The sequence below is a fragment of the Pseudomonas sp. GW823-FHT05G12 genome (assembly GCF_058795575.1).
In genome coordinates this window covers 4,690,840-4,703,699 of the sequence record NZ_CM179501.1, presented here as the reverse complement: position 1 = coordinate 4,703,699, position 12,860 = coordinate 4,690,840, and the positions used below count along the sequence as shown (strand labels likewise).

Below are 12,860 nucleotides of genomic sequence, written 5' to 3'. Positions count from 1 at the left end.
AATGCATGGCAGTTGCCAATGAATCCTGTATCTATTTACAAGACCAACATCCTTGCCATCGAGGACGACCCGGTGCTTGGCGCCTATCTGCAGGAAGAGCTGCAGCGTGGAGGCTGCCAGGTCACCTGGTGCCGCAATGGCCTGGAGGGCCTGGAAACGGCTGGCCGCCAGGCTTTCGATGTGGTGCTCATGGACATCCTGCTGCCCGGGCTTGATGGGCTGGACGCCTTGGCGCAGTTGCGCAGGCACAGCACCACACCGGTGATCATGATGTCGGCGCTGGGGGCCGAGGCGGATCGTATCAGCGGCTTTCAGCGCGGCGCCGACGATTACCTGCCCAAGCCATTCAGCATGGCCGAGTTGCAGGTGCGCATCGAGGCGATTCTGCGCCGCGTGGCCCTGGAGCGGCGGCATCAGGGCCCGCTGGAGCAAGCCGGCTGCGGCGAGTTGCAGTTCGATGAGGGGCTGTGTGACGTGCGCCTGAATAGCCGCCTGGCAGGCCTGACCCCCAGCGAATACCGCCTGCTGGACATCCTCAACCGCAACCTCGACGAAGTCCTCAGCAAGCCATTCCTGTACCAGCACGTGTTGCAGCGCGGCTATTCACGGCATGACCGCAGCCTGGACATGCACGTCAGCCAGATCCGTCGCAAGCTCAAGGGCATCGGTTATCACGAACGGCAGATCCGCACCGTGTGGGGCAAGGGTTACGTGCTCAGTGCCAGCGAGGCGGAGTGAGCCATGCTCGACCGCCATTCGCTGTTCTGGAAGCTGGCCATCTTGCTGGTGGGCTTTTGCCTGCTGATGATCGGCCTCAGTTATACCTGGGGCCGGCACATGGAAACCCAGAATGCCTTCCTCTCGGAGCCGGCACGGCAGACCTTGCGGGGTTATGCCGCCGAAGCTGAGCAGGCCTGGCGCAGCGGCGGGCGGGCAGGGCTGGACCAGTGGGTGGCGGCCATGCATCAGCGCGAACGGGGCTGGGTCGGCGTGCTCGACATCAACCTGCGCCCGCTCGACAGCGCCACCCTCAACCCACAGATCATGCAGCGTCTGACACGCCTGCGCGGTGTCGATTGGCCGATGAGTCGGCGCAGTGTCGACCAGCCGTGGGTGCGCATACCATTCCCGGGGGCGCCGGAGCAGGGCATGCTGGTGATCGAACTGCCGCAGCGCTTCAATCCGGGGCAGCACCGCTTGCTGTGGCGCATTGTCACCAACGGCATCATCCCGGGGCTGTTCACCTTGCTGTTGTGTGTAGGCCTGTACCGCATGTTGATCGTGCCGCTGAACCAACTTCGCGAGCAGGCCAATGCCTGGCGGGCCGATCAGCTGTCGGCCCGGCTGGACTCGCGCACCATCGCCCGGCATGACGAGCTGGGCGAACTGGCGCGTGCCTTTGACCAGATGGCCGAGCGGCTGCAAGGCACGGTGGCTATGCAGCAGCAGTTGCTGCGCGACCTGTCCCACGAAATGCGCACGCCGCTGAGCCGGTTGCGGGTGGCCTGCGATGGTGAAACCGACCTGCAGCGTTTGCGTGACCGCCTGATCCGTGAAGTGGACTGCATGCAGCAACTGGTCGAAGACACCCTGCAACTGGCCTGGCAGGACGCCGAGCGTGCGCCGATGAACCTTGAGCCGATCGAGGTCCACGCCTTGTGGGAGTTGCTGGCCGAAAATGCCAGCTACGAGAGCGGCTGGTCGCCTGCGCAACTGCGCTGCGAAGTACCGGCCGACTGCTGGGTGCAGGGCAACCTCAACCACCTGGCTCAGGCGCTGGAGAACATCTTGCGCAATGCCATTCGCCACTCGCCGGCCGAGGGTGTGGTGCGGTTGGGTGGGCAGCGTGAGGGCAGCTATTGGTGGTTGTGGCTTGAGGATGAGGGTGGCGGGGTCGCTGAAGAAGACCTGGAACGGATCTTCGCGCCGTTTTCGCGGTTGGACGGTTCGCGGCCCGGGGATGGTGGCTTCGGCCTGGGGCTGAGCATCGCCCGCAGTGCCATCCAGCGCCAGGGCGGCACCTTGTGGGCGCAGAATGGCAAACGCGGGTTGCGCTTGTGGATGAGGTTGCCGTTGCATGTGCCGGCCGCTTCGCGGGTAAACCCGCTCCTACAGGCTAGCGGATCCCCTGTAGGAGCGGGTTCACCCGCGAAGAGGCCAGCACATGTCACACCGTTATAGCTTGTAGCTATATGCACTACAGATTGCGTGATATGGCCGCGAAGGGTTTGCCGGTATGATAGGCACCCCCGCCGTCCGGATTGCGAAATACGCCATGACCTTGCAGTACCCAACCATCGCCGATTGCGTCGGCAATACGCCACTGGTTCGCCTGCAGCGCATCGCTGGCGAAACCAGCAATACCCTCCTGCTCAAGCTCGAAGGTAACAATCCTGCCGGCTCCGTGAAAGACCGCCCGGCCCTGTCGATGATCGCTCGCGCCGAATTGCGGGGCCAGATCAAGCCAGGCGATACCCTGATCGAAGCCACCTCCGGCAACACCGGCATCGCCCTGGCGATGGCGGCGGCGATCAAGGGCTACAAGATGATCCTGATCATGCCCGACAACTCCACCGCCGAGCGCAAGGCCGCCATGACGGCCTATGGCGCCGAGCTGATCCTGGTGACCAAGGAGGAGGGGATGGAAGGCGCCCGTGACCTGGCCGAGAAGCTGCAGGCCGAAGGCCGTGGCCTGGTGCTCGACCAGTTCGCCAACGGCGACAACCCGATCGCCCACTACAACAGCACCGGCCCGGAGATCTGGCAGCAGACCCAAGGCACCATTACCCATTTCGTCAGCTCCATGGGTACCACCGGTACCATCATGGGCTGCTCGCAGTACCTCAAGGAACAGAACCCCGCGGTGCAGATCATCGGCCTGCAACCGATGGAGGGCTCGGCTATTCCGGGCATTCGCCGCTGGCCCGAGGAATACCTGCCGAAAATCTTCGATGCCACCCGCGTCGACCGCGTGGTCGACATGTCGCAGCAGGAAGCCGAAGACACCACCCGTCGCCTTGCGCGTGAAGAGGGCATTTTCTGCGGCGTGTCTTCTGGTGGTGCGGTTGCGGCCATGTTGCGCCTGTCCCGCGAAGTGGAAAATGCCGTAATGGTCGCGATCATTTGCGACCGCGGCGACCGTTATCTGTCCACCGGCCTGTTTGATCCACGCTAAATGTCCAAGAAAAAAAGCAACAGCGGCCTGCGCTTCCAGCCGGCCGGCGGCAATCGCACCCCCCAGGTACCCGTGGGCAAGAAGCAGCGCCTGGACATCGAGCGCCTGGCCGGTGACGGCCGTGGCATCGCCTTCCTCGACGGGCGTACCTGGTTCGTCAGCGGTGCCTTGGCCGGTGAGGCCGTGGAGGCGCGGGTGCTTAACGCCCGTGGCAAAGTGGTCGAGGCACGCCTGGAGCGGTTGCTGCAGGCCGCGCCCGAGCGCCGTGAGGCGCCGTGTCGCTACTACGACCGCTGCGGTGGCTGCAACCTGCAGCACCTGCCGCACGAAGCGCAACTGGCGCTGAAGCAGCGCACACTCGCCGAGCAGTTGCAGCGGGTGGCCGGCGTGCAACCCGAGGCGTGGGCTGCCCCCCTGAGCGGGCCGGAATTCGGCTACCGGCGCCGGGCCCGTGTGGCCGTGCGCTGGGACGTCAAGGCGCGTCAGCTGGAGGTGGGTTTCCGCGCCGAAGCCAGCCAGGACATCATTGCCATCGACGATTGTGCAGTGCTGGTACAACCCTTGCAGTCCATTTTGCGCCACTTGCCGACGGTGCTGCGTTCGTTGAGCAAGCCGCAGGCACTGGGCCATGTAGAGCTGTTCAGTGGCACCGCCGAGGCGGTTCTGGTGCGCCACGTCGCGCCGTTGCCGGCCGAGGACCAGGCCAGGTTGCAAGCGTTCTGCGAGCAGGCCAACGCCCAGCTATGGCTGCAAGGCGAAGGTGAGCCGGCGCCAGTGGACCCAGCGGCGCAGTTGGGCTTCGCCCTGGCACCTTGGCAGCTGGAGCTGGCCTGGCGCCCGGGCGATTTCGTGCAGGTGAATGCCCAGGTCAATACGGCGATGATCGAGCAGGCTTTGGCCTGGCTCGCGCCACAAGCCGACGAGCGTGTGCTGGACTTGTTCTGCGGTCTGGGCAACTTTGCCCTGCCGCTGGCCCGCCAGGCGCGTGAGGTGGTGGCAGTGGAAGGTGTACAGGCCATGGTCGATCGGGCCGCGGCCAATGCCCGGAACAACAATGTGCATAACGCACGGTTTTTTCAGGCCGATTTATCGCAGCCTTTGGCAGGCACCGGATGGGCCGCCGAGGGCTTTTCTGCGGTACTCTTGGATCCACCGCGCGACGGTGCTTTCGAGGTGGTGCAAGGCATCGCCCGCCTCAAGGCCAGCAGGCTGGTCTACGTATCGTGCAACCCGGCCACGCTGGCGAGAGACGCCCAAGTGCTGGTCGGCCAGGGGTACCGGTTAAAAAGGGCCGGGATTCTCGACATGTTTCCTCAGACGGCGCATGTCGAGGCCATGGCGTTATTCGAAGCGGGCTAGCTGACTGGCCCCTTGGTGCGGTTGCCACGGAATGGCGGCCGCACGGTGATCGCCAGCACACCCGTATGGTGTGCTGCATGGAAAGGTAAAACAAAGATGGTACAGGTGAGAGTGCACCAGCCGGTCAACACCGACGGCAGTATCAATCTCGAAGCATGGTTGGACCATGTGGTAAGCGTCGATTCGGCACTGGATCGCGCAGCGCTGAAAGAAGCCTGCGAGTTTGCCCTTGAGGTAGAGAAAAAGGGCAACCCGGCCAAGCATTCCTGGGCGGATGGTACGTCCAGCTTCCAGGCAGGCCTGGAAATCGCCGAAATTCTGGCTGACCTCAAGCTCGACCAGGACTCTCTGGTGGCTGCGGTCATCTACCGCTCGGTGCGCGAGGGCAAGGTCACCCTCGCCGAGGTCAGCCAGCGGTTTGGCCCGGTGGTGTCCAAGCTGATCGACGGCGTGCTGCGCATGGCCGCCATCAGTGCCAGCCTCAGCCCACGACAGTCGCTGGTGCTGGGCTCGCAGGCGCAGGTCGAGAACCTGCGCAAGATGCTGGTGGCCATGGTCGACGACGTGCGCGTGGCGCTGATCAAGCTGGCCGAACGCACGTGCGCAATCCGGGCGGTGAAGTCCGCCGATGACGAGAAACGCCTGCGTGTCGCGCGTGAAGTGTTCGACATCTACGCGCCGCTCGCGCACCGCCTGGGTATCGGTCACATCAAGTGGGAGCTGGAAGACCTGTCCTTCCGCTACCTGGAGCCCGACCAGTACAAGCAGATCGCCAAGTTGTTGCATGAGCGGCGGCTGGACCGCGAGCGCTTCATCAGCGACGTGATGAACCAGCTGCAGAACGAGTTGCTCGCCACTGGCGTGAAGGCCGACATCAGCGGCCGGGCGAAACATATCTATTCGATCTGGCGCAAGATGCAGCGCAAAGGCCTGGAGTTCAGCCAGATCTACGACGTGCGTGCGGTGCGCGTGCTGGTGCCGGAAATCCGCGACTGCTACACCGCGCTGGGCATCGTGCACACCTTGTGGCGGCATATTCCCAAGGAGTTCGACGACTACATCGCCAACCCCAAGGAGAATGGCTACCGCTCGTTGCACACTGCGGTAATCGGCCCCGAGGGCAAGGTGCTGGAAGTGCAGATCCGTACCCACGGCATGCACGAAGAGGCCGAACTTGGCGTATGCGCCCACTGGCGCTACAAGGGCACCGACGTCAAGCCCAGCTCCAACCACTACGAAGAAAAGATTTCCTGGTTGCGCCAGGTGCTGGAGTGGCACGAAGAGCTGGGCGACATCGGTGGCCTGGCCGAGCAGTTGCGGGTCGACATCGAGCCTGACCGGGTTTATGTGTTCACCCCCGACGGCCACGCCATCGACCTGCCCAAAGGCGCCACGCCACTGGACTTTGCCTACCGCGTGCACACCGAGATCGGCCACAACTGCCGCGGCGCGAAGATCAACGGCCGTATCGTGCCGCTGAACTACAGCCTGCAGACTGGCGAGCAGGTGGAGATCATCACCAGCAAGCACGGCAACCCTAGCCGTGACTGGTTGAACTCCAACCTGGGCTACGTCACCACCTCGCGGGCGCGGGCCAAGATCGTCCACTGGTTCAAATTGCAGGCCCGCGACCAGAACGTTGCTGCCGGCAAGACCTTGCTTGAGCGCGAGCTCAGTCGTCTGGGCCTGCCGCAGGTTGATTTCGAGCGCCTGGCCGAGAAGACCAACGTCAAGACCGCCGAGGACATGTTTGCCTCGCTCGGTGCTGGCGACCTGCGCCTGGCTCATCTGGTCAACGCTGCCCAGCAGTTGCTGGAGCCTGAGCGTATCGAGCAGATCGAGCTGGTGCCGCGCAAGCCTACCGGGCCGCGTACCGGCAAGCGTGGCGACATTCAGATCCAGGGTGTCGGCAACCTGCTGACACAGATGGCCGGCTGCTGCCAGCCGCTACCGGGCGATGCCATTGTCGGTTACATCACCCAGGGCCGTGGCGTGAGCATTCACCGCCAGGACTGCGCCTCGGTATTGCAGCTGGCAGGCAAGGAGCCAGAGCGCATGATCCAGGTGAGCTGGGGGCCGATCCCGGTGCAGACCTACCCGGTCGACATCGTCATCCGCGCCTACGACCGCCCGGGCCTGCTGCGCGATGTGTCGCAGGTGCTGCTGAACGAGAAGATCAACGTGCTGGCGGTGAACACTCGTTCGAACAAGGAAGACAACACCGCGCTGATGTCGCTGACCATCGAGATTCCAGGCCTGGACGCGCTGGGGCGCCTGCTGGGGCGGATCTCGCAGTTGCCGAACATCATCGAGACGCGGCGTAATCGTACCCCTTGAGACCGGGGCGTCCGCTTCGCGGGTAAACCCGCTCCTACAGGATGGATGCAGGTTTGAAATCTGCACCGTACCTGTGGGAGCGGGCAAGCCCGCGAAGAAGCCACCACCGAAGGACCTGCCTGTATGACCTACACCCTTGACGACCTGCTGCACCTCATGGCCCGCCTGCGCGACCCGCAGTACGGCTGCCCGTGGGACCTGAAGCAGAACTACGCCAGCATCGTCCCTCACACCATCGAAGAGGCCTACGAGGTCGCTGACACCATTGAGCGCGGCGATTTCGAGCACCTGCAAGGCGAGCTGGGCGACTTGCTGTTCCAGGTGGTCTACTACAGCCAGCTGGCCCGCGAAGAAGGGCGTTTCGAGTTCGATGGCGTTGTCGACAGCATCACCCGCAAGCTCATCCGCCGCCACCCGCACGTATTCCCCACTGGCGAGCTGTACGCGCCGGTGGACACGCCCAGTCTGAGCGAAGCCCAGGTCAAGTCGCGCTGGGAAGAAATCAAGGCCGAAGAGCGCGCGGAGAAGAGCCAGCCCGAACAGCTGTCGCTGCTTGATGACGTGCCGGCAACCTTGCCGGCGCTGTCGCGGGCAGCCAAACTGCAAAAACGTGCGGCCACGGTCGGTTTCGACTGGCCGGCGGCGTTGCCGGTGCTGGACAAGGTCCGCGAAGAGCTGGATGAAGTGCTGCAGGCCATGGCCGACGGCGACGCCGATGCGCTGGAAGATGAAGTCGGCGACTTGCTGTTTGCTGCGGTCAACCTGGCCCGCCACCTCAAGCAAGACCCAGAGCATGCGCTGCGCCGCGCCAATCGCAAGTTCGAACGACGTTTCCGTTTTATCGAACAGGCATTGCGCGACAGTGGCCGCCCCATTGAAGATTGTGACCTTGACGAGCTGGATGCCCTTTGGGGGGAAGCCAAACGTCAGGAAAAGAACCTGCCCAGCTGCGGCTGAGCTGTTGCATAAGTGAGTGAATATTCATGAGCCTTTCCCTTCGCGACCAATTGCTCAAAGCCGGTCTGGTCAACCAGAAACAGGTCTCGCAGACCAACAAAGCTGAAAAGAAACAGAAGCGCATGGAGCACAAAGGCCAGGTCGAAGTCGACGACAGCCAGCAGCGCATGGCCAAGGAAGCCATGGCTGAAAAAGCCCGGCGTGACCAGGAGCTGAACCGCCAGCAGCAGGAAAAGGCCGAGCAGAAGGCCCGTGCCGCACAGGTCAAGCAACTGATCGAGGCCACTCGCCTGCCCAAGCTGAGCACCGAGGATTACTACAACTTCGTCGACGACAAGAAGGTCAAGCGCATTGCCGTCAACGCCCTGATGCGTACCAAGCTGAGCAACGGTGCGCTGGCCGTGGTAGCCCATGCCGGTGGTTACGAGGTTATCCCTCGTGAGGCCGCCTTGAAGATCCAGGAGCGCGACCCTGGCCGTATTCTGCTGCTCAACAGCCATGTCGAGGAAACGGACGAAGACGACCCGTACGCGGCTTACAAGATCCCTGATGATCTGATGTGGTAAGCACGAAAATCCCGCCTTGGCGTTAATGCGGTTATTCAAGATTGCAGGGCCGCTCTGCGGCCCTTTCGTGACACGCGCGTTCTCAAGAGGACGCTGGCCTTGTGTCGCGAAAGGGGGGCGTCGCTCGCCGAACCGGCGCAGTTAGTCAGTTGCACTATCGTCTTGGTTCCCTCCGTTCGTCGGACATTTCCTAGGGTTCCGGCACAACGGCTAGCCTCCAGCTTAGCGTCAGGGATAGCGCTGAACATTCGGTCCAGGAAGGGCCACTACGCCTCGTCGTCCCGACGCTTTATCTGCTGAGGAGACGACAATGAAAATAACCCTTAAACGGCTGGCGTGTCTGGGTGCAAGTTTCACCAGTGCGTTCGCCATGGCCGATGCGGCCAGCCCGCCGGTGCTGTCACCTGCGATTCCCTTCGATGTCACCGCCAATCCCCCCTTCACCCTGGACAACCTGCAACACGATTTCGACGTGCTGTCGTGGCAAACCTTCGTCGCCCTGAACTGGCCCGCCAATGCCGACGGCAGTGCCAACACCTCGGCGAAGATCGGCGCGCCCGGCAAGACCGTGTGGGAGTCGTGGAAAGAAAGCTACGAGATCTTCCTGCCCAAGGGTCAGAAGCCCGTCGCCTGGGACCAGCAGGCGCCCGTGCCTGAGGCCTGCCAAGGCAAGGGTGACTTGCCGGTGCTGCAACAGATGGGCAAGGTCGCCGGTGTGCTCGATGAGTTCATCCAGCCGTTCAAGACCGGCCCGCTGGTTGACCAAAGCGGCACCTACACACGCAACGCGATCATGGTCAACCAGCCGATGTTCGATGACATCGTCAACAATGGCCTTTACAGCAAGGAAGGCCAGCAAGCGTTTCTGAGCAAGGCCGACAACCGCATCGCTTTCGCCTGCGGTTCGCAAAAGGCCCAGCAGGTCGGCGCGATCATGGTCAAGTCGGCCTGGAAAGTGCTCGATGGCAGCGACAACCCGCAGGAGTTCCACGCCGTCGACGCGCTGGTCTACACCCCCGGCAACGCCGACCCGAACAAGGGGGCGGTGATCCCCGAGTCGTGCAATGCGCAGAAGGTCGGGCTAGTAGGCCTGCACATCGTGCACAAGACCGAAGGCGCACCACAGTGGGTATGGTCGACGTTCGAGCACGTGCGCAACGTGCCGGAAAAGACCACGCCAATGAACGAGCGCAAGGGGCCTTACCTGTTCTACGACGCCCAGGCCAGCGACCGCCCGGTGAACGAGCCGCCCGCGCCACCGTGGGACCCGTCGAAGAAGGCCATCCCCTCGCAGATCGTGCGTGAAATTCCCATCACCGCCGCTACCCAACAGCTCAACGCGCAGTGGCAAGGCGCGCTCAAGGGCACGGTGTGGGCCAACTACCACCTGATCAGCACCCAGTGGCCCACCGCCCCGGCCGATGACTGCCAGGTGCCGTCGCCGACCAACCCGCTAGGTACGCCTGCGCCGAACTTCCTGGCCAACGCCACCCTGGAGACCTACAACCAGGGCACTACCCCGCAGGCCTCGTCCAGTTGCATGGAGTGCCACAACAACGCGACCACCCGCGTGACCCAGTCACCGCGCACCAGCTTCGCCGATTTCACTTTCCTGCTTGAACGTGCCCAATCCACCGGCGCCAAGGAGTGATGCCATGAGCGACCAGAACCTGCAAAACTTCATCGGCTTGTCCGCCGTGCTCACTGGCCTGTCGGCCAAGCTGCTGGCGCCTTCCGTCGACCCGATCAACCTGCCGCCGGTGTTCTTCGCCACCGCCCAGCAAGGCATGGGCCTGGAGGCGTTCAGCAGCCTGCTGGAGCTGTACGCCAGCATCCAGAGCCAGCCGCCCGCGCAAATCGCCAGCGCCGTGCTCGATAACGCGAACCCGCAAATCGCCCAGGGCGCCCGCTCAATCATGAAGCTGTGGCTGCTCGGCAGTTGGTACCAACCCTACGACCTGGGCAGCGCCCGCAAGGGTGACACGCGTGTGGTCTCCGACCAGGCCTACAAGGAAAGCTGGGCGTGGAAGATCGCCCAATCCCACCCCATGGGCTACAGCCAGTTCCACTTCGGATACTGGGGTGAGCAGCCACCGACCCTCAAGCAATTCACCGGTGTCGACGCCAAGGAAGGGCAGCAGCCATGAGCAATGTACAAACCCAGAACATCGAAACCGCCGATGTGATCGTGGTGGGCGCCGGTATGGCCGGCAGTGTCATGGCCTACCAGTTGGGCCTGGCCGGGTTGAAAGTGCTGGTGCTCGAATCGGGCCCGGCCATTCCACCGAATCGCAGCGAGTACCTGGAGCGCTTCTACAACGCGGTGCTCAAGGCGCCCGAGTCGCCGTACCCGCCTGAGCAGAGCGAGCAGACCCCGGCCACGCAGTTCGCGCCACGGGCGACCATCCAGGACCTGATCACCGCAGGTAGCCAAGACCCGAACAAGGCGCAGAAAAGCTACCTGGTGCAGAAGGGACCGCACCTGTTCGCCAGCACCTACGAGCGGGTAGGCGGCGGCACCATGTGGCACTGGATGGGCACGGCCCTGCGCCTGTTGCCCAACGACTTTCGCATGCGCACTGCGTACAACGTCGGGGTCGACTGGCCGATCAGTTACGACGACCTGCAGACCGCCTACTGCCGCGCCGAGGAGGAGATGGGCGTGTCCGCCGATGTCGCCTCGCAGACCTACCTGGGCGTGACCTTCCCGCAGGGCTACAAATACAGCATGCATGGCATCCCGCCGTCGCTGGTCGACCAGGGCCTGGGCAAGCACGTCACGGGCACCGTGTACCAGAGCCCGGAGAAGGGGCCCGACGGCAAGCCGTACCCAGGTGTCACGCTCAACGTCCGGCAGACCCCGGCCGGGCGCAACTCGCAGAATGATAACGGCCGCCGGGTGTGCGCAGGCAACACCAGCTGCACGCCGATCTGCCCGATCCAGGCCAAGTACGACGCCACCGTGACCATGGCCAAGGCACTGGATACCGGCAACGTGCGCATCCTTTACCAGACCGTGGCGAGCCAGGTACAGGTCGATGCCAATGGGGTCACGGGCATCGATTTCATCCAGTACCAGAACAACGGTACGCGCCAGAACGGCACGGCCCAGGGCAAACGCTACGTGATCGCCGCCCACGCGATCGAAACGCCGAAGCTGCTGCTCAACTCCATCGGCCCGAACAGCCCTAAAGGGGTTGCCAACAGCAGCGGCCAGGTCGGCCAGGCATTGGCTGACCACCCGGTGTACCTGGCCTGGGGCCTGATGCCCGAAGGCAAGCCGCTGTTCCCGTTCCGGGGGCCGTTGTCCACCTCGGGGATCGAGGACATGCGCGATGGCCCGTTCCGCAGCCAGCGTGCCGCCTGGCGTATCGAAATCGGCAACGAGGGCTGGAACTGGTCGGTGAACGACCCCTACACCTCGGTCTGTGATTTCATCGACGGCACCAACCACGGCGGCGCTAACCCCAGCAATCTGGCGTTGTCCGGCCAGGCGCTGGTGCAGCAGCTCAACAGCGTGCTGACCCGCCAGTTCCGTCTGGGCTTCTTGGTCGAGCAGGTGGAGAAAGACCCCGATAATGCGCTGTGCCGGGTGGAGAGGAGTACGGAGTTCTCCGACGGATTGGGCCTGCCTCGGCCGCAGATCACCTACGAACTGTCCGACTACACCAAGGAGGGTTTCAAGCAGGCGCGCCTGGCCGCTACGTACATCATCACCGAGCTGATGGGCGCTACCGAGCTGACCGACCTGAACCCTAAGCTCGAGCCCGGCTCGCAAACGGTGTTCGAGTACGACGGCCAGAACTACGCGTTCTACGGCGCTGGCCACCTGATGGGCACCTACCGCATGGGCTCGGACCGCACCAAGTCGGTGGTGGACAAGGACCAGCGCAGCTGGGACCACCCCAACCTGTTCCTGGTCGGCGACGGCGTGTTCCCCACTACCGGCACCGCCAACCCGACCTTGACCATCACCGCGTTGACGTTCCAGGCCGCCGACGTGGTGGCCAGCGACCTGCTCAAGCGCACCGTGCAGGTGCAGGCCAACCAGGCATGGCAGGGCACGGGCATGCAGGTCAATGGGCAGAGCTGGCAGTTGGCGGTATGCACGGGCGGGCAGTGGACGGCGAACCCGGCCACCGGCATGGTTGGCGCGGCGGGCAACCCAAGGTTGATCGCCAAGCCCGGCTATGCCTTGCCTGGTCAACCGGAAGGGGCGTTGATCGGGCGTATCGGCAACAGCGGCGTGCCGTTCCTGGTCGGCAACCAGGTGCAATTGCCGCGTGGCCAGCAAGGTGAGTTGCAGCTGTGCATCAATGACGACCTGGACGGGCGTTACGGGGCTGGCCTGAGCGATAACCTGGGCAGCCTGTCGGTAGAGGTGCGTTTCGGGGCGGTGTAGGCCCTGTCATGGCAACCCCACGATGCTCCGGCAATGCCGCAGCATTGTGGGGTTGCTCACTCAG

General features: G+C 63.7%; 10 protein-coding genes. All 10 read left to right on the top strand.

What is annotated here, in order from left to right; genetic code table 11:
- Positions 1 to 18 precede the first annotated feature (18 nt).
- A complete protein-coding gene (locus AC3RCM_RS21470) occupies positions 19 to 738 on the top strand; it encodes a response regulator transcription factor (protein WP_198747602.1) in 720 nt (239 codons plus the stop codon).
- A 3-nt stretch (positions 739 to 741) separates the two neighbouring features.
- Positions 742 to 2,181 carry a sensor histidine kinase gene (locus tag AC3RCM_RS21465; protein WP_104887146.1) on the top strand — a complete coding sequence of 480 codons (1,440 nt, stop codon included), beginning with the start codon at positions 742 to 744 and terminating at the stop codon, positions 2,179 to 2,181.
- Positions 2,182 to 2,275: 94 nt separating this feature from the next.
- A complete protein-coding gene (cysM, locus tag AC3RCM_RS21460; protein ID WP_010952713.1) occupies positions 2,276 to 3,175 on the top strand; it encodes a cysteine synthase CysM in 900 nt (299 codons plus the stop codon).
- Positions 3,176 to 4,534 carry a 23S rRNA (uracil(1939)-C(5))-methyltransferase RlmD gene (gene rlmD, locus AC3RCM_RS21455; protein ID WP_012053460.1) on the top strand — a complete coding sequence of 453 codons (1,359 nt, stop codon included), beginning with the start codon at positions 3,176 to 3,178 and terminating at the stop codon, positions 4,532 to 4,534. It begins immediately after the preceding gene.
- A gap of 96 nt (positions 4,535 to 4,630) precedes the next feature.
- The gene (gene relA / locus AC3RCM_RS21450; protein WP_010952715.1) at positions 4,631 to 6,871 is read left to right on the top strand and encodes a GTP diphosphokinase; all 2,241 of its coding nucleotides are present in this window, start codon (positions 4,631 to 4,633) and stop codon (positions 6,869 to 6,871) included.
- 123 nt (positions 6,872 to 6,994) lie between these two features.
- Positions 6,995 to 7,828, top strand: coding sequence for a nucleoside triphosphate pyrophosphohydrolase (mazG, locus tag AC3RCM_RS21445; RefSeq protein WP_003252422.1), 834 nt, complete (start codon positions 6,995 to 6,997; stop codon positions 7,826 to 7,828).
- Positions 7,829 to 7,854: 26 nt separating this feature from the next.
- Positions 7,855 to 8,394 carry a DUF2058 domain-containing protein gene (locus AC3RCM_RS21440; RefSeq protein ID WP_003252424.1) on the top strand — a complete coding sequence of 180 codons (540 nt, stop codon included), beginning with the start codon at positions 7,855 to 7,857 and terminating at the stop codon, positions 8,392 to 8,394.
- Between the two features lie 310 nt (positions 8,395 to 8,704).
- On the top strand, positions 8,705 to 10,045 hold the full coding sequence (locus AC3RCM_RS21435) for a cytochrome C (RefSeq protein WP_104887148.1): 1,341 nt from the start codon (positions 8,705 to 8,707) through the stop codon (positions 10,043 to 10,045).
- 4 nt (positions 10,046 to 10,049) lie between these two features.
- Positions 10,050 to 10,541 carry a sorbitol dehydrogenase gene (locus AC3RCM_RS21430; RefSeq protein WP_020192005.1) on the top strand — a complete coding sequence of 164 codons (492 nt, stop codon included), beginning with the start codon at positions 10,050 to 10,052 and terminating at the stop codon, positions 10,539 to 10,541.
- The gene (locus AC3RCM_RS21425) at positions 10,538 to 12,796 is read left to right on the top strand and encodes a GMC oxidoreductase (RefSeq protein WP_104887149.1); all 2,259 of its coding nucleotides are present in this window, start codon (positions 10,538 to 10,540) and stop codon (positions 12,794 to 12,796) included. Before AC3RCM_RS21430 ends, AC3RCM_RS21425 begins: the two co-directional genes overlap by 4 nt.
- Positions 12,797 to 12,860: the final 64 nt, after the last annotated feature.